19 protein-coding genes are annotated in these 16,993 nt (G+C 58.4%); 10 read left to right on the top strand and 9 right to left on the bottom strand.

Features of this window, described 5'->3' with window-relative positions; all coding sequences use genetic code 11:
* Positions 1-3 precede the first annotated feature (3 nt).
* From ngg to ACYP2A_RS25225, 3 genes are all read left to right on the top strand, one after another.
* Complete coding sequence (gene ngg, locus ACYP2A_RS25235) at positions 4-1,752, top strand: N-acetylglutaminylglutamine synthetase (protein WP_459748649.1); 1,749 nt, start codon at positions 4-6, stop codon at positions 1,750-1,752.
* A 97-nt stretch (positions 1,753-1,849) separates the two neighbouring features.
* Entirely contained in the window at positions 1,850-3,043 is a 1,194-nt protein-coding gene (locus ACYP2A_RS25230) for an osmoprotectant NAGGN system M42 family peptidase (RefSeq protein ID WP_459748648.1), read from the top strand.
* Between the two features lie 88 nt (positions 3,044-3,131).
* On the top strand, positions 3,132-3,359 hold the full coding sequence (locus ACYP2A_RS25225) for a YheU family protein (protein ID WP_459748647.1): 228 nt from the start codon (positions 3,132-3,134) through the stop codon (positions 3,357-3,359).
* Between the two features lie 6 nt (positions 3,360-3,365).
* Here the strand turns inward: ACYP2A_RS25225 and csrA are convergent, their stop codons facing one another.
* The 3 genes from csrA to ACYP2A_RS25210 all read right to left on the bottom strand — a co-directional run bounded on the left by csrA (position 3,366) and on the right by ACYP2A_RS25210 (position 4,497).
* Complete coding sequence (gene csrA / locus ACYP2A_RS25220; RefSeq protein ID WP_459748646.1) at positions 3,366-3,569, bottom strand: carbon storage regulator CsrA; 204 nt, start codon at positions 3,567-3,569, stop codon at positions 3,366-3,368.
* A gap of 158 nt (positions 3,570-3,727) precedes the next feature.
* On the bottom strand, positions 3,728-4,060 hold the full coding sequence (locus tag ACYP2A_RS25215) for a YnfA family protein (protein ID WP_459748645.1): 333 nt from the start codon (positions 4,058-4,060) through the stop codon (positions 3,728-3,730).
* Between the two features lie 56 nt (positions 4,061-4,116).
* A complete protein-coding gene (locus ACYP2A_RS25210; protein WP_459748644.1) occupies positions 4,117-4,497 on the bottom strand; it encodes a DUF2784 domain-containing protein in 381 nt (126 codons plus the stop codon).
* A gap of 237 nt (positions 4,498-4,734) precedes the next feature.
* On the opposite strand from ACYP2A_RS25210, the gene ACYP2A_RS25205 reads away from it, so the two are divergent.
* On the top strand, positions 4,735-4,893 hold the full coding sequence (locus ACYP2A_RS25205) for a DUF3309 family protein (protein WP_459748643.1): 159 nt from the start codon (positions 4,735-4,737) through the stop codon (positions 4,891-4,893).
* A 72-nt stretch (positions 4,894-4,965) separates the two neighbouring features.
* On the opposite strand, the gene ACYP2A_RS25200 is transcribed toward ACYP2A_RS25205, so the two are convergent.
* From ACYP2A_RS25200 to ACYP2A_RS25190, 3 genes are all read right to left on the bottom strand, one after another.
* Positions 4,966-6,624: a cation acetate symporter gene (locus ACYP2A_RS25200; RefSeq protein WP_459748642.1), complete on the bottom strand. Its 1,659-nt coding sequence runs from the start codon at positions 6,622-6,624 to the stop codon at positions 4,966-4,968.
* Positions 6,621-6,932, bottom strand: a complete 312-nt coding sequence (locus ACYP2A_RS25195; protein WP_459748641.1) for a DUF485 domain-containing protein — start codon at positions 6,930-6,932, stop codon at positions 6,621-6,623. The genes ACYP2A_RS25200 and ACYP2A_RS25195 overlap by 4 nt, the downstream gene beginning before the upstream one ends.
* Before the next feature lie 221 nt (positions 6,933-7,153).
* Positions 7,154-8,008, bottom strand: coding sequence for a glycine betaine ABC transporter substrate-binding protein (locus tag ACYP2A_RS25190; protein ID WP_459748757.1), 855 nt, complete (start codon positions 8,006-8,008; stop codon positions 7,154-7,156).
* A 990-nt stretch (positions 8,009-8,998) separates the two neighbouring features.
* Here ACYP2A_RS25190 and ACYP2A_RS25185 point away from each other — a divergent pair.
* Positions 8,999-10,297 (top strand): alpha/beta fold hydrolase family protein, encoded by a 1,299-nt coding sequence (locus tag ACYP2A_RS25185; RefSeq protein ID WP_459748640.1) that lies wholly within the window; start codon positions 8,999-9,001, stop codon positions 10,295-10,297.
* Positions 10,290-11,102 (top strand): MlaA family lipoprotein, encoded by an 813-nt coding sequence (locus ACYP2A_RS25180; protein WP_459748639.1) that lies wholly within the window; start codon positions 10,290-10,292, stop codon positions 11,100-11,102. Before ACYP2A_RS25185 ends, ACYP2A_RS25180 begins: the two co-directional genes overlap by 8 nt.
* Before the next feature lie 79 nt (positions 11,103-11,181).
* On the opposite strand, the gene ACYP2A_RS25175 is transcribed toward ACYP2A_RS25180, so the two are convergent.
* Entirely contained in the window at positions 11,182-11,544 is a 363-nt protein-coding gene (locus ACYP2A_RS25175) for a DUF805 domain-containing protein (RefSeq protein WP_459748638.1), read from the bottom strand.
* Between the two features lie 311 nt (positions 11,545-11,855).
* Here ACYP2A_RS25175 and ACYP2A_RS25170 point away from each other — a divergent pair, with 311 nt between their 5' ends.
* The gene (locus ACYP2A_RS25170) at positions 11,856-12,710 is read left to right on the top strand and encodes a pirin family protein (RefSeq protein WP_459748637.1); all 855 of its coding nucleotides are present in this window, start codon (positions 11,856-11,858) and stop codon (positions 12,708-12,710) included.
* 9 nt (positions 12,711-12,719) lie between these two features.
* Here ACYP2A_RS25170 and ACYP2A_RS25165 read toward each other — a convergent pair whose 3' ends face one another.
* Both ACYP2A_RS25165 and ACYP2A_RS25160 read right to left on the bottom strand, forming a co-directional pair.
* On the bottom strand, positions 12,720-13,904 hold the full coding sequence (locus ACYP2A_RS25165; RefSeq protein WP_459748636.1) for a patatin-like phospholipase family protein: 1,185 nt from the start codon (positions 13,902-13,904) through the stop codon (positions 12,720-12,722).
* A gap of 28 nt (positions 13,905-13,932) precedes the next feature.
* A complete protein-coding gene (locus ACYP2A_RS25160) occupies positions 13,933-14,862 on the bottom strand; it encodes a lipid A biosynthesis lauroyl acyltransferase (RefSeq protein ID WP_459748635.1) in 930 nt (309 codons plus the stop codon).
* A 147-nt stretch (positions 14,863-15,009) separates the two neighbouring features.
* Here ACYP2A_RS25160 and minC point away from each other — a divergent pair, with 147 nt between their 5' ends.
* The 3 genes from minC to minE all read left to right on the top strand — a co-directional run.
* Positions 15,010-15,750 carry a septum site-determining protein MinC gene (gene minC / locus ACYP2A_RS25155; protein ID WP_459748634.1) on the top strand — a complete coding sequence of 247 codons (741 nt, stop codon included), beginning with the start codon at positions 15,010-15,012 and terminating at the stop codon, positions 15,748-15,750.
* Between the two features lie 217 nt (positions 15,751-15,967).
* Entirely contained in the window at positions 15,968-16,780 is an 813-nt protein-coding gene (gene minD / locus ACYP2A_RS25150) for a septum site-determining protein MinD (RefSeq protein WP_459748633.1), read from the top strand.
* A gap of 3 nt (positions 16,781-16,783) precedes the next feature.
* On the top strand, positions 16,784-16,993 hold a 210-nt coding region (minE, locus tag ACYP2A_RS25145), incomplete at its 3' end, for a cell division topological specificity factor MinE (RefSeq protein WP_459748632.1).

Below are 16,993 nucleotides of genomic sequence, written 5' to 3'. Positions count from 1 at the left end.
TCCATGAAATCCAACGCCACCACTTACAATCAGCGACTGTTGCGACGTCAGTCACCGTCCTACGAACGCTTGCAGGCGCAGTTTGCCGAAGACGGCAACCAGAGCGACGGCGGGCCACTGGCCCTGCACTGCGGTTGGGGACGACTGCTGGTCGGTCACACTTATCCTGAGCCTGCGGCACTGGCCCAGGAGCTGCTCAACGAAAAACCCGGCGAGCGCGATATCGCGCTTTATGTGGCCGCGCCGCAACAGGTGCTGGCCCAGGCGCCGCAGCAATTGTTTCTCGACCCGTCCGATACGCTGCGCCTGTGGTTCAGCGACTACCGTCCGGCGCAGCGGGTGTTTCGTGGCTTTCGGATTCGTCGGGCGCAGAACGAGGCCGATTGGCAGGCGATCAATAACCTGTACATTGCCCGCGGCATGTTGCCCATCGACCCTGCGCTGCTGACCCCGCGCCATGAAGGCGGCCCGGTGTACTGGCTGGCCGAGGATGAAACCACCAATGCGGTGATCGGCAGCGTCATGGGCCTGAACCACTTGAAGGCGTTTCAGGACCCTGAAAAAGGCAGCAGCCTGTGGTGCCTGGCGGTCGACCCCAATTGCACGCGCCCTGGTGTCGGCGAAGTGCTGGTGCGTCATTTGATCGAGCATTTCATGAGCCGTGGCCTGAGCTATCTTGACCTGTCGGTGTTGCATGACAACCACCAGGCCAAGGCGCTGTACGCCAAGCTGGATTTCCGCACCCTGCCGACCTTCGCCATCAAGCGCAAGAACGGCATCAACGAGGTGCTGTTTCTCGGTCCCGGCCCGCAGGCGGATTTCAATCCTTATGCGCGGATCATCGTCGAAGAAGCGCATCGCCGCGGCATTGATGTGCAAGTCGACGATGCCGATGCCGGTCTGTTCACCTTGAGTTACGGCGGTCGGCGCATACGCTGTCGTGAATCGCTCAGCGACCTCACCAGTGCGGTGAGCATGACCTTGTGCCAGGACAAAAGCCTGACCCATCGCGCACTCAAAGCCGCCGGCCTGCGTTTACCAGCACAACAGCGCGCCGCCAGCGCCGATGACAACCTGGCGTTTCTCGAAGAACACGGCCGCATCGTGGTCAAGCCGCTGGACGGCGAACAAGGCCAGGGCGTGGCGGTGGACCTGCGTACGATTGAAGACGTGCAACAAGCCATCGAACGCGCACGGCAGTTCGACACCCGGGTGATTCTGGAAAGCTTCCATGAAGGCCTGGATCTGCGCATCGTGGTCATCGGCTTTGAGGTGGTGGCCGCCGCCATCCGCCGGCCTGCCGAAATCCTTGGTGACGGTCGACACAGCATCAAACAGTTGATCGAAGCCCAAAGCCGTCGCCGCGCCGCAGCCACCGGTGGCGAAAGCCGTATTCCGATGGACGAAGAAACCGAGCGCACGGTGCGCGAGGCCGGCTTCGAGTACGACAGCATCTTGCCCATGGACCAGCGCCTGGCCGTGCGCCGGACTGCCAACCTGCACACCGGCGGTTGCCTGGAAGACGTGACCGCCATCCTTCATCCAGTGCTAGTCGACGCGGCCGTACGCGCCGCACGCGCCCTGGATATCCCGGTCGTCGGCCTGGACCTTATGGTGCCTGCCGCCGACCAGCCTGAATACGTGTTCATCGAGGCCAACGAACGGGTAGGCCTGGCCAATCATGAACCGCAACCCACCGCCGAGCGCTTTGTTGATCTACTGTTTCCACACAGCCTGCCCGCCCATCACTAAAGGCAGCTGCAAGCTATCAGCCTCAAGCTGCAAGTGGCTCAATACCTCTTGCAGCTTGTAGCTTCAAACTTGCTGCTGCTCCGAAGGAGCTTCCTCCATGCCTGATGCAAATATCCCTGATCCGGATCTGAATTATCTGCAGAAAGTCCTGCTGGAAATGCTCGCGATTCCCAGCCCTACCGGTTTTACCGACACCATCGTGCGCTACGTCGCCGAGCGCCTGGAAGAACTGGACATTCCCTTCGAACTGACCCGGCGCGGCACCATCCGCGCCACGCTCAAGGGCCGCAAGAACAGCCCTGACCGCGCGGTGTCGGCGCACCTGGACACCATTGGCGCCAGCGTCCGTGAGGTCAAGGACAACGGTCGCTTGTCACTGGCGCCGGTCGGTTGCTGGTCGAGCCGCTTTGCCGAAGGTAGCCGTGTCAGCGTGTTTACCGACACGGGCGTAATTCGTGGCAGTGTGCTGCCGCTACTGGCCTCCGGGCATGCGTTCAATACGGCGGTGGACCAGATGCCGGTCAGTTGGGACCACGTCGAACTGCGCCTGGACGCCTACTGCGCGACTCGCGCCGACTGTGAGTCGCTGGGCGTGGGCATTGGTGATTTCGTCGCCTTCGATCCACTGCCCGAATTCACCGAAAGCGGCCATATCAGCGCCCGCCATCTGGACGACAAAGCCGGTGTGGCGGCATTGCTGGCAGCCCTCAAGGCGGTAAAAGACAGCGGCGCAGAGCCGGTCATCGATTGCCATCCGCTGTTCACCATTACCGAAGAAACCGGCACCGGTGCTGCCGGTGCATTGCCGTGGGATGTCAGCGAATTCGTCGGCATCGACATCGCCCCGGTCGCACCGGGCCAGCACTCCAGCGAACATGCGGTCAGTGTGGCCATGCAGGACTCCGGCGGGCCTTATGACTATCATTTGTCGCGGCACCTGCTGCGCCTGGGCGTGGACAATGAACTGCCGGTACGCCGCGATGTGTTTCGCTACTACTTCAGCGATGCGCACTCGGCGATTACCTCCGGGCACGATATCCGCACAGCCTTGCTGGCATTCGGCTGCGACGCAACCCATGGTTACGAGCGCACCCATATCGATAGCCTGGCGGCCTTAAGCAAGCTGCTTAGCGCCTATATCCTCAGCCCGCCAGTGTTCGCCAGCGATGCACAACCGGGCAAGGCGTCGCTGGAAAGCTTCAGCCATCAGCTTGAGCACGAGACGCAGATGGAGCCGGAAACTCGTGTTCCGCCGGTCGACAGCCTGATCGGCCAGGGTCGCGAGGAGTAAACGATACGCCCATGGGAACCGGTCGGGCGCTGCTCGACCGGTCCTGCGCTGTGCACTATCATCCTCGGCCCTGCCGTGAGAGCCGACCATGCTGATTCCGTACGACCAACTCGAACCTGAAACCCTGACCCGCCTGATCGAGGATTTCGTCAGCCGCGACGGCACTGACAATGGCGATGACACGCCTCAGGAAACCCGCGTGCTGCGCGTGCGCCATGCCTTGAGCAAAGGCCAGGCGGTGATCTTTTTCGATGTTGAAAGCCAGCAGTGCCAACTGATGGCCCGCCATCAGGTGCCCAAGGAAATGTTCGACTGAGCGAACTCAGGCCGCTGGCGATTGCGGTCGCTCCTGCGGCTCGGACAAGGTCTGGGCGATGCGCCGGAATACTTCGGCGCGATGAATCTTGATGTGCTTGGGGGCCTCGAAGCCAAAGCGCACCTGATTGCCGCTCACTCCGAGAATCTGCACAGTGATTTCGTCGCCGATAGAAAAGGTTTCGCCCACTTCCCGCGTCAGTACCAGCATGTTCCTGCTCTCTTGTTATCCTGTAAGCAGGCAGAGTGCCGCGCATGGCACAGTGCTTCAACGCTGCACGGGAAAATCAGCCATGTCCTTCAAACTCGCCACCACTGACTGAAGGAAATGTCTTACAAGGAGCCAGGATTTGTAGGAAAACCTTCGATTCAAGAGGCCGTGCCGCGTGGCCCCCAGAGGATAATCGTTGCGCCCAGCACGCACAGCGCCACCCCCAGCCAGTCGGAGTTCAGCGGCCTGACTTTTTCGACCATCGCCAGCCAGGCAATCGAAGCCACGATGTAAATCCCGCCATAGGCCGCGTAGGCACGCCCGGCATAGGCCGCCTCTACCCGCGTCAGCAGCAAAGCAAATACCGTAAGGCTGATCAGCGCCGGAATCACCCACAAGGCGCTTTTGCCCTGGCGCAGCCACAGCCAGAAGGCATAGCAGCCAAAAATCTCGAACAGCGCCGCGATGAAGAACCACAGGTAATTGAGCACAGGACAGCCTCGTCAGGGATGCAGAAAAGGTGGCTACCCTAGCAGAAACCTGTGCCTTATCGAGCAGTACGGCGCACACGCAGCCAGCGCCTGAGCACCCAGCCGTAACCCAGCACATTGACCAGCAACACAATCGAGCCCAGCCAGAGCTGAATAGATGCCGTCAGGCCAGCCGGATAGATCAGCGCAATCAGGTAATGCTCGACGAAACCGCCGCTATAACCCTGATCGCCTGCTTGCTGGCGCAGGCTGTTCTCCAGCGGCGTGAGCGGGCAATACAGGTGCAGGAATTCCACCGCCATGCCCCACAGCACGGCCGGCACATGCAGCAGCGCAAGCCACGGCCTGTAAGCCACCAGCAAGGCCCCGAAAAGGACAAAAACAATAAACAACAAATGCACAATCACCACCAGATCGGCGGCCAGACGAATCAGCATGCAGGGGACCTGTTATCGGCGTAGTCATCAAATCGGAGGCGATACTACAGTGCCCGACAAGTTCAAAGTTTTTACAACTAACAAAACGCCACTAAATTGTAAAAAAATATTCTAAACCATTAGAACCTTTCTGAAATCCCCAGAGTCGGAGTATTCAAGAGGCCTGCAAACTTGATGCCTACAGGGTCAGGGAATAGCGGCAATCTTCGCTTCCATAATCGAAAGAAGGAACTCGTCATGGGCATCAGTACAATTCTTATCATCGTCTTGATCCTGCTGTTGGTCGGCGGTCTGCCAGTATTCCCGCACTCGCGCAGCTGGGGTTACGGTCCGTCCGGCGTGATCGGTACGATTCTGATCATTCTGCTGGTATTGGTGCTGCTCGGAAGGATATGAACCAGGCTCCCCATTAGAAGACAAAAAAAGCAGCCTGCGAAGGCTGCTTTTTTGTTGTGCCGGGTTTAACCGTCAGTGCGAGACTGCACCGCTGGCGCCCAGGCCGGTTTGCGAACGGACGAACTGTGGAACGAACAGCGCACGCTCATCAGCCGCAGCCTTGGATTTGTCGGTGATCGAGAAGAACCAGATGCCGACAAAGGCGATGATGATCGAGAACAGCGCCGGGTACTCGTACGGGAAGATCGCTTTCGGGTTGTGCAGGATCTGCACCCAGATGGTCGGACCCAGCACCATCAGCACCACGGCGCTGATCAGGCCCATCCAGCCGCCGATCATGGCGCCACGGGTGGTCAGGTTTTTCCAGTACATCGAGAGCAACAGCACCGGGAAGTTGCAGCTCGCTGCGATCGAGAACGCCAGGCCGACCATGAACGCGATGTTCTGGCTCTCGAAGGCGATACCCAGGACGATGGCAACCACAGCCAGAGCGATGGTGGTCATCTTCGACACGCGGATCTCGTCTTTCTCGTTGGCCTTGCCCTTCTTCACTACGCTGGCGTAAAGGTCGTGCGACACCGCCGAAGCACCGGCCAGGGTCAGGCCTGCAACCACTGCCAGGATCGTCGCGAAAGCCACCGCCGAGATGAAGCCCAGGAACAGGCTGCCGCCCACGGCATTCGCCAGGTGTACCGCCGCCATGTTGTTACCGCCGATCAACGCGCCGGCTGCGTCCTTGAACATCGGGTTGGTGCTGACCAGCAGGATCGCGCCAAAGCCGATGATGAAGGTCAGGATGTAGAAGTAACCGATGAAACCGGTGGCGTAGAACACCGACTTGCGGGCTTCCTTGGCATCGCTCACGGTGAAGAAGCGCATCAGGATATGTGGCAGGCCAGCCGTACCGAACATCAGCGCCAGACCCAGAGAGAACGCCGAGATCGGATCCTTGACCAGACCGCCGGGGCTCATGATCGCTTCACCTTTAGGGTGAACGGCGACCGCTTGGGCGAACAGCTGGTTGAAGTCGAAGTTGACGTGTTTCATGACCATCAGCGCCATGAACGAGGCACCGGAGAGCAGCATCACCGCCTTGATGATCTGTACCCAGGTGGTGGCCAGCATGCCGCCGAACAACACGTACAGGCACATCAGGATACCGACCAGAATCACCGCCACGGTGTAGTCCAGACCAAACAGCAACTGGATCAGCTTGCCGGCACCCACCATTTGCGCGATCAGGTAGAACGCCACCACCACCAGCGAACCGCAAGCGGACAGGGTACGGATTTCCATTTGCTTGAGGCGGTAGGACGCCACGTCGGCAAAGGTGTATTTACCCAGGTTACGCAGGCGCTCGGCGATCAGGAACAGAATGATCGGCCAGCCCACCAGGAAGCCGATCGAGTAGATCAGGCCGTCGTAGCCGGAGGTATACACCAACGCAGAAATACCCAGGAAAGACGCTGCCGACATGTAGTCGCCCGCGATGGCCAGACCATTCTGGAAGCCGGTGATCTTGCCGCCGGCGGCATAGTAGTCCGAAGCCGATTTGTTTTTCTTCGATGCCCAGTAGGTGATGTAAAGGGTAAACAGGACGAACGCCACGAACATGACGATCGCCGGAACGTTCAGTGGTTGTTTTTGCACCGCGCCCGTGAGGGCATCGGCGGCCAGCAAAGCCGGCGCGAACGCTGTGAGACCAATGCCTGCAAAGAGACGACGGATCATTGCTGAATCTCCTTGAGCACGGCGTTGTTCAGATCGTCGAACTCACCGTTGGCACGGCGTACATAGATGCCGGTCAGGATGAATGCCGTCAGGATCAGGCCGACACCGATCGGCATGCCCCAGGTAATGGTCGATGTGGGACTGAGTTTGGCTCCCAGAATATGCGGCCCATAAGCAATCAGAAGAATGAAGCATGCATAAAGCCCGAGCATGATCGCCGAGAGGATCCAGGCGAAACGTTCTCGCTTGGCAACCAGCTCTTTGAAGCGCGGGCTGTTCTGTATCGTTTGGTAGATGCTGTCGTTCATTGTTTTTGTCCTCGCAGCACGGAAGAGATGACACAACTTTACTTTAGTCCGCTGCGGGGCCGACTCCAGACGACCTTAGTATTAGAACGACATTAATTCTGGACGGTTGGCCGAAATGACCTGCGCCTGAGGCTACGTATAAAGAAAAAAACCACCCATAGCCTGCGCCGGGTGGTTTTCGACAGACGGCCCGCAGGCCGTCAGATAAACGGGGGAGTCTGTTACTTGGCGGTCCAGGCAGCCACACGCTCAGGATTTTTGGCAACCCACTCTTTGGCGGCCGCTTCAGGTTTGGCGCCATCCTGGATAGCCAGCATCACAGCGCCAATCTCGTCCTTGGATTGCCACTGGAATTTTTTCAGGAACGCGACCACATCCGGGGCTTTCTTTTCCAGGCTCAGGCTGCCGACACTGTTAACGGTTTCAGCAGCGCCGTACACGCCTTTAGGGTCTTCCAGGAAGCGCAGTTTCCACTTGGCGAACATCCAGTGCGGCACCCAGCCGGTCACGGCGATGGATTCATTGCGCTTTTCGGCGCGGGTCAGCTCGGCGATCATGCCGGCCCCGGAACTGGCCTGCAGTTTATAGCTGTCCAGGCCGTAGTCCTTGATGGCCTGATCGGTCTTGAGCATCACGCCAGCACCGGCGTCGATACCGGTGATCTTGTTCTTGAAGGACTCATCGGTCTTGAGGTCGGCAATGCTGATGGCCTTGACGTACTCCGGCACGATCAGGCCGATCTTGGCGTCCTTGAAGTTGGGGCCGTAATCGACCACCTGATCCTTGTACTTGGCGATGTATTCGCCGTGGGTGCCCGGCAACCAGGCCGACAAAATCAGGTCCAGTTTATCGGTGGCCACCGCTTGCCACATGATCCCGGCCGCAACGGACTGCAGTTTGACGTCATAGCCCAGCTTCTGCTTGAGCACTTCAGCAGCGACAAACGTTGTCGCGACACTGTCGGACCAGCCTTCGACATAGCCGATGCTCACGGTCTTGGTTTCAGCAATGGCCAGCGTGGAACTGGCGGCGAGTACCAGAGCGGTACCCGCCCCCAGGAGTTTGCGCATATTCATCATTACTTCCCCGGTAGAGTTCTGCACCGACAAGGGTCGGGCATCGTTGACGTTGTTTTCTGGACCGCGCAGCACGCGCGAAAACGGGCCATGCGAGTCCTTCACGTTTCAAGCACTCTTGCGCGCAGTGACACCCACTGCATCGACCCGTTGATCATCTGCCGCGCCGCCCAACCGACATGCTCTGTCAGCGACCCCCAGACAGCGGTAAACGACATCACCGAGCCACCAGCGACAAACCCGCAAAAAAACGCCTCCAACAGAGAAGAAACACAATGTGTTACCGCCGACGCTGTCGCGCTCCAATGAGCGGGTAACACGGGAACACATCAGGGTCTGAAACGTGCCAGAGCCGGCACGCATTTTTTTAAGCTATTGATTTTTAAGGACTTTAAAAAGTTGGCACAGCATCTGCTATATCTCAGGCACAACAAGAACAAAAACACGCAGCAACCCAATAAAAACAAGACGTACGGCTCTGACATAACAAGAACAACACGGACAGAGACGAAGCCAACTGATTTTTTTGGAGTAGATACGCTTCACCGGGTCTTTTGCGGAAGGCCACGCAGCCAGGCACAGAACAATAAAACTACCTTCAGGTAGCACCGCACTGGTTGGATCGCGCTGTTGTGCAGGCAGTCGATTGAAGCAAGTCAGCGCTCAAAAAAATACGTTTGCTCTTGACCCCGTATGGGGGTCGCAAGAATGCAGTGAAGGGCGAGTCGACAAAAACAACAACAGATCGCCCTATAAAAACAAAAAGAGCACGTGAAAAACCACTAAAAGGGAGCCTATGGCTCCCTTTGTGCTTTGCGGCGTTCTGTGTGCGCCTGTAAAAAAACGCACATCTCTACATTCCCCAAACCCGGGAGAGTGTATCGTTTCACCCACCTCACAAAGATCGCTGGCCGATACGGCACTTTGGCAGCATGCCAATGGTCATAGCCTGCGTACCTTACCCTGCTCTTCTTTCCATGGGATTCAGTCATGCTCCGTCTCCTGCGCTTCGCTGCAGTCCTGGGTGGCCTCTGTTTAAGTGCAGCCGCCCTGGCGAAAAACGTCGATCCAGCCACTTATGGCTACCCGCTGACTAATCCGTTCGAAGCGACCATCGCCACAACGCCACCTGATCTGCGGCCAGACCTGCCTGCCGATGAAGACATCGACCAGGACGATTACACCCTCAACCTGCACCCTGAGCGCGAATTCACTCTGCCCGACAATTTCTGGGCCGTGAAAAAACTGCGCTATCGCCTGGCCAAACAGGATCATGCCGCCCCGCTGATTTTCCTGATTGCCGGCACCGGCGCGCCGTATAACAGCACCATCAACGAATTCCTCAAGAAGTTGTACTACGGTGCCGGCTACCACGTGGTGCAACTGTCGTCGCCCACCAGCTATGACTTCATGAGTTCGGCGTCGCGCTATGCCACGCCAGGCCTGTCCAAGGAAGATGCCGAAGACATCTACCGGGTCATGCAAGCCATTCGTGCCCAGAATGCCCAATTGCCGATTACCGACTTTTACCTGACCGGTTACAGCCTTGGCGCGTTGAACGCTGCATTTGTCAGCAAGCTGGATGAAACCCGGCGCAGTTTCAACTTCAAGAAAGTGCTGCTGCTCAACCCGCCGGTCAACCTGTACACCTCTGTGTCCAACCTGGACAAGCTGGTTCAGACTCAGGTCAAGGGCATCAACAACACCACCACGTTCTATGAGCTGGTGCTGGCCAAGCTGACCCGTTACTTCCAGCAAAAAGGCTACATCGACCTCAACGACGCGCTGCTTTATGACTTCCAGTTGTCCAAGGAACACTTGAGCAACGAACAGATGGCCATGCTGATCGGCACATCGTTCCGCTTCTCGTCGGCCGACATTGCTTTTACCTCGGACCTGATCAACCGCCGCGGTCTGATCATCCCGCCGAAATTCCCGATCACCGAAGGCACCAGCCTGACGCCGTTCCTCAAGCGCGCCATGCAGTGCGACTTCGACTGCTACATGACCGAACAACTGATCCCCATGTGGCGTGCGCGCACCGACGGTGGCAGCATGCTGCAACTGGTCGACCAGGTCAGCCTGTATGCGCTCAAGGATTACCTGCACAGCAGCAGCAAGATCGCCGTCATGCACAACGCCGACGACGTGATTCTGGGCTCCGGTGACCTGGGCTTTCTGCGTCAGACCTTTGGCGATCGCCTGACCGTCTACCCCCATGGCGGGCATTGCGGCAACATTAACTACCGCGTCAACAGCGACGCCATGCTGGAGTTCTTCCGTGGCTAAACGTCTCTTGCTTCTTGCCGCCCTGCTGGTTGCCGGTACGGCTCAGGCCGAAAAAACCGACATTTCCCATGCCACCAAGGACGAAGCCACCGTAGTGCCCCGCTACGAGGCCGACGGTTTTACCCAGCCGTTGAAGTCGTTGAAGTTCAACCCTGGCCTGGACCAGCGCGAATTCGAGCGGGCCTCGATCAACGCCCTGGAAGTCTTCGACCCGCTGGAGTCGTGGAACCGCCGCGTTTACCACTTCAACTACCGCTTCGACGAGTGGGTATTCCTGCCGGTGGTCAATGGCTACCGCTACATCACCCCAGGTTTCGTGCGCAGCGGTGTCAGTAACTTCTTCAGCAACCTGGGCGATGTGCCTAATCTGGTCAACAGCCTGTTGCAGTTCAAGGGCCAGCGCTCGCTGCAAACCACCGGGCGCCTGCTGCTCAACACCACCATCGGCGTGGCCGGCCTCTGGGACCCGGCAACCATGATGGGCCTGCCGCGCCAGAGCGAAGACTTCGGCCAGACCCTGGGCTTCTATGGCGTACCGGCAGGCCCGTACATCATGCTGCCGCTGTTCGGGCCCTCCAACCTGCGCGACACCGGCGGGCTGATCTTCGACGTCGCCGCCGAAGCCCAGATCAATTTCCTCAATGTGGCTCAGGTCAGCAGCGACCACCCGGAAATTCTCCTGTTGCGCGCCATCGACCGCCGTTACACGACCAGCTTCCGCTACGGGCAGATGAACTCGCCGTTCGAATACGAAAAGGTTCGGTATGTGTACACCGAATCACGCAAGTTGCAGATTGCCGAGTAGGTTGGTGGTGTAATGAAAAAGGCCAGGCCGGGAAACCGGACTGGCCTTTTTTACAGGCTCGATACGGTCGATATTGAAATCAGCGTAAAGGCACCGGCCCGAAGCGGTTATTGCCATCGGTACCGGGCTGAAACAACAGAAACAGCACAATCAAGGGGCCGATCAGTGGAACAAGACTGATAACAAACCACCCGCTCCCCAGATTCGAATCATGAAGCCGGCGCACACTCAAGGCCAGGTTGGGCAGACAATTCAGGACCAGAAAAAGCATCAGGCAGGGTCCGGCGCCCCAATCGCTGCTGTACCAGCCGCGACTCACATCGAGATAGACAAGTGCACTCGACGCGATCAGCAGGAAGATAAAGTAAATGCCCACTTCACGAATACTTGAGCGCCCTTCGAAGTCAAAAGAACGTTTATAAACACTCAGAATTGATCTCATTTGACGATCCCGACCTTAAGGATTGATTAACTTCAAAGGCAAGCCCTTCAAACCTTTGATCAAAGTCGAGCAATATAGAGGCACATAAAAATATAGATGCAGGCCAAAGCAACAAAGCTTGTAGGAATACTCTGTAAACTTCTCGACACACATAAACCACTTACCGAGCGCCCGCCAAGTGCGCTCATATGAAGATGACAGCGACGGAGCAATCGTAAAATTCGATTGATCACAGGGAAATTTCAAACCCATTCATCAATCCATCCCGCTTACCATGCGCCCATCGCCACTTGGTAAGGAGCGCCCCTCTCATGACCCCGTTTCGCAAGGTGCTATCGATTCACACCGGCCAGCCCACCTCCGATGGCGCCGGCGTGCGCCTGACCCGCGTGTTCGGCGGCGCAGGTGTCGAGCAGTTCGATCCGTTTCTGATGCTCGACGAGTTCGGCTCCGACAACCCCGATGAATACATCGCCGGCTTTCCGCCGCACCCACACCGTGGCTTCGAGACCGTGACCTACATGCTCGAAGGCCGCATGCGCCATGAAGACCACATGGGTAATGTCGGCCTGCTGGAGGCCGGCGGCGTGCAGTGGATGACCGCCGCGCGCGGCATTATTCACAGCGAAATGCCAGAACAGGAACATGGCGTGATGCGCGGATTTCAGCTGTGGCTGAACCTGCCGGGCAAGAACAAGCTGATGGATGCCAGCTATCGCGATATCCAGCCGCAGGACATTCCACGCCTGACCACCGCAGCCGGTATCGATGTGGTGGTAATTGCCGGTCGCTTTGACGATGGCCAGGTGCAGCAGGACGGCGCCGTGCAGCGGCCGGACACCGAGCCGCAGTATTTCGACCTGCACTTGCCGGCCGGCAGCCAGATCAGTCCACAGATCGCTGAGGGACATCGGGTGTTGTTGTATGTGTACGAAGGTCAGATCGAAGTGGCTGGCTGCGCGCAACCGGTGGCAGCCAGCCGTCTGGTGCGGCTGGGCGAAGCAGGCGAACTACGCATCGACAGCGCCGCCGGTGCTCGCGTGCTGCTGATTGCCGGCAAACCGCTGGGCGAGCCGATCGTGCAATACGGGCCGTTCGTGATGAACAGCCGCGAACAAATCGAACAGGCGCTGCGCGACTTTCGCGACGACCAGCTGACGGCGTGATGGGTCGCCTCAGGCAATACGCAAAAAGCGCTTGAGATCTTCGCTCTGGGCCATGGCGTCATGCCGGCCCAGCTCAATCAACTCGCTGCAATAGCCGGCCTCGAACAGCAGGTAGCTCAGCACGCTGGCACCGCTGGTCCTGGTCGCACCGGGACCGCGCAGAAAGGTACGCAAGGCAGGCGGCAGTTCGTGACGATGGCGAGCCGCAATCTCGTCCAGCGGACGGCTAGGGGAAATGACCAGCACCTCTACCGGCGCCATGCCTGGCTGGCAACGTGCTTGCGGGTCGGGCAACAAAGCGCTGAGTGTGTTCAGGCGCTCGAGCAGCTCGATATCGCTCTCCAGGCTGTCAATGAACGTGCTATTGAGCAAATGGCCGCTGATCTGCGCCAGGCTCGGTTGCTGGCCGCTGGTCACGCGGTGTACCGGTGCCTGAGCCTGCACACCGCGCGGGTTGCCGCTGACGCCGATCACCAGAACGCGGTTGGCGCCCAGGTGCAGCGCCGGGCTGATCGGCGCCGACTGCCGCACAGCACCATCGCCGAAATATTCCTGCTCGACCTTGACCGGTGCGAACAATAACGGAATCGCCGAACTGGCCAGCAGGTGATCCACCGTCAACCGGGTTGGCAAGCCCACACGGCGATGGCGCAGCCAGGGGTCGATGGTGCCCTTGCCCTGATAAAAAGTGACCGCCTGCCCGGACTCGTAGCCGAAGGCAGTCACTGCCACCGCACGTAAATGCTGGGCTTCGATGGCCTGGTCAATGCCTGAGAGGTCCAGCCGCTCAGTGAGCAAATCACGCAAGGGCGAGCTGTTGAGTAGCGCCACCGGCACTTGAGAACCCAGGCCCAACAGGCTTTTACCCATGAAACGCCCGGCCTGGCGCATGACGCCCGGCCAGTCGCTGCGCAGTACCTGATGGCTGCGAAAGTTCTGCCAGAACAGGGTCAGATGATGAATCGCAGCGCGAAACTGCATGGCTTCACTGGCCAGCTTTACCGCATTGATCGCACCGGCCGAGGTGCCGACGATCACCGGAAACGGATTGGACGCCCCGTAGGGCAGCAGCTCGGCGATACCGGCCAGCACGCCGACCTGATAAGCCGCGCGGGCACCGCCACCGGACAGGATCAGGCCGGTGACGGGCTCGACGTCGCCGCAAGGGTTTGTCACTACGACGGGTTCAGACATCAAAAAAGAACCTCAGCGATCGCTGTTTTTATTTTTTTGCGTACAGCTTGGGCTCACCGGGCGGGCGGCTCTTGAAGCGCCGGTGCGCCCACAAGTATTGCGCGGGGCATTCGGTAATAGCCTTTTCTACCCATTGATTGATGCGCAGGCAATCTTCTTCGTCGCTTTGCCCTGGAAAATTGTCCAGTGCCGGGTGAATGACCAACCGATAACCGCTGCCGTCGGCCAGACGCTGCTGGGTGAACGGCACGACGCGGGCACGGCCCAGTTTGGCAAACTTGCTGGTCGCGGTGACGGTGGCGGCCTGAATACCGAACAACGGCACGAACACGCTTTGTTTGGCACCGTAGTCCTGGTCCGGTGCATACCAGATGGCGCGGCCGTTGCGCAGCAGCTTGAGCATGCCACGCACGTCCTCACGTTCTACCGCCAGCGAGTCGAGGTTGTGCCGCTCGCGGCCACGGCGCTGGACGAAGTCGAACAACGGGTTTTTGTGTTCACGGTACATGCCGTCGATGGTGTGCTGTTGGCCAAGCAACGCGGCGCCGATTTCGAGCGTGGTGAAATGCAGGGCCATGAGAATCACCCCTTCACCCTTCTCATGCGCCTCGCGCAGGTGCTCCAGGCCCTCGATGTGCGCCAGTTTTGCCAGGCGCTGCGGCGACCACCACCAGCTCATGGCCATCTCGAAGAAGGCAATGCCGGTGGACGCGAAGTTTTCCTTGAGCAGTTTTTTGCGCTGATCGTCGCAAAGCTGCGGGAAACACAGCTGCAAATTGCGCGCAGCGATGTATTTTCGATCAGCGGCAAAGCCGTACATCACCATCCCCAGCAAGCGACCGATGAACAGCAGCACCCGAAACGGCAATTGCACGATCAGCCACAACAGCGCCAGCCCCAGCCAGAGCCCCCAGAAACGCGGATGCAGAAAATAAGGTCGAAAACGCGGGCGATCCATTTAAGCTTCCGTCAGAAGATTGGCCGCGCATTCTACATCGGTTCCTTACACAGGATCTCTGCATGAGTTCTTCATGGCTTGCGGCTCGCGGATGTTCTCGTTATAAGTCACGGCACTTTTAGTGACAAGCCGTTGTCTATGCCGACCATGAGCCAGACCGAATCGCAATACACCGACCCCGTGTTTCAGCTCAAGGGCAGCATGCTTGCCATCACTGTGATGGAACTGGCGCGCGCCGACCTTGAAGCACTTGATCGTCAATTGGCAGCCAAGGTTGCCCAGGCGCCGAATTTCTTCAGCAATACACCGCTGATCCTGGCCCTGGACAAACTCTCGCCGCACGAAGGGTCCATAGACCTTCAGGCGCTGGTGCGCCTGTGTCGCCAGCATGGTTTGCGAACCCTGGCGATTCGTGCCAGCCGTATCGAAGACATCGCTGCCGCGATTGCCATCGACCTGCCGGTCCTGCCACCTTCGGGTGCTCGCGAGCGGGTGCTTGAACCCGTCGATGCCGAGCCTGCGAAGAAAATTCCGGAAAAACCACCAGAACCCCTCATAAAGCCAACCCGCGTCATCACCTCGCCTGTGCGCGGCGGCCAACAGATCTATGCTCAGGGCAGCGATCTGGTGGTCATCGCACCAGTGAGCCCCGGTGCGGAACTTCTGGCCGATGGCAACATCCATGTCTATGGTCCATTACGTGGCAGGGCACTGGCGGGTATCAAAGGCGATACCAGAGCACGGATTTTCTGTCAGCAGATGGGTGCCGAGCTGATTTCGATTGCAGGTCAATACAAGGTTTCAGAGGATTTGCGTCGCGATCCGCTGTGGGGCACCGGAGTACAGATCAGCCTGTCTGGCGATGTGTTGAACATCATTAGGCTTTAACGGATACTGCCGCTATTTATCAAAGCATCTCTGACTGGTTGCGAAAACGTAGCAAAGGCTTTAGGAAATCCAGAGAACTTTGTGCCTTACATAGCCGCCTTAGCAGGCCGCTTAAAAGCCGATAACTTCCGTGTTTTCCATCATTGCTCTACTGACGCCGCTTCAAGGGACGCTCTTCAGGACTGAACTAGTCCGTTTGCTCTAGGGGTGAAACACCTTGGCCAAGATTCTCGTAGTTACATCCGGCAAGGGTGGTGTGGGCAAGACCACCACCAGCGCCGCTATCGGTACCGGCCTCGCACTGCGTGGCCACAAGACGGTCATCGTCGACTTCGACGTCGGCTTGCGCAACCTCGACCTGATCATGGGCTGTGAGCGCCGCGTGGTGTATGACTTCGTCAACGTGGTCAATGGAGAAGCGAACCTGCAGCAGGCGCTAATCAAAGACAAGAAGATCGAGCACCTGTTCGTCCTGGCGGCCAGCCAGACCCGCGACAAGGAAGCCCTGAACAAGGAAGGCGTCGGTAAAGTCCTCGAAGAACTCAAAAAAATGGAGTTCGAATTTATCGTCTGCGATTCGCCAGCAGGCATCGAGACCGGCGCGCACCTGGCCATGTATTTCGCTGACGAAGCGATCGTGGTGACCAACCCCGAGGTGTCTTCGGTTCGCGACTCCGACCGCATGCTGGGCCTGCTGGCCAGCAAGTCGCTGCGTGCCGAGAACGGCGAAGACCCGATCAAGGAACACCTGCTGGTGACCCGCTACAATCCGGAGCGCGTCAGCAAAGGCGAAATGCTCGGCGTAGAGGACGTCAAGGACATTCTGGCAGTGACCCTGCTGGGTGTGATCCCTGAGTCCCAGGCCGTACTCAAGGCATCCAACCAGGGCATCCCGGTGATTCTCGACGAACAGAGCGACGCCGGCCAGGCGTATAGCGATGCCGTCGACCGCCTGCTGGGCAAGACCCTGGACCACAGGTTTCTGGATGTCCACAAGAAAGGATTCTTTGAACGGCTGTTCGGGGGTTGACGCATGAATATTTTTGACTTCTTTCGTGACCGCAAGAAAGCCAATACCGCTTCGGTTGCGAAAGAGCGTCTACAGATTATTGTGGCGCACGAGCGCGGCCAACGCGGTCAACAGACCCCCGACTACCTGCCTGCATTGCAGAAGGAGCTGGTGGAAGTGATCCGCAAATACGTCAATATCGAGTCCGATCAAGTGCAGGTCGCTCTGGAAAAC

The organism is Pseudomonas sp. 3A(2025) (assembly GCF_054589175.1).
Note: the sequence above shows the minus strand (reverse complement) of the source record. Positions and strands in the feature narration are given on the sequence as shown.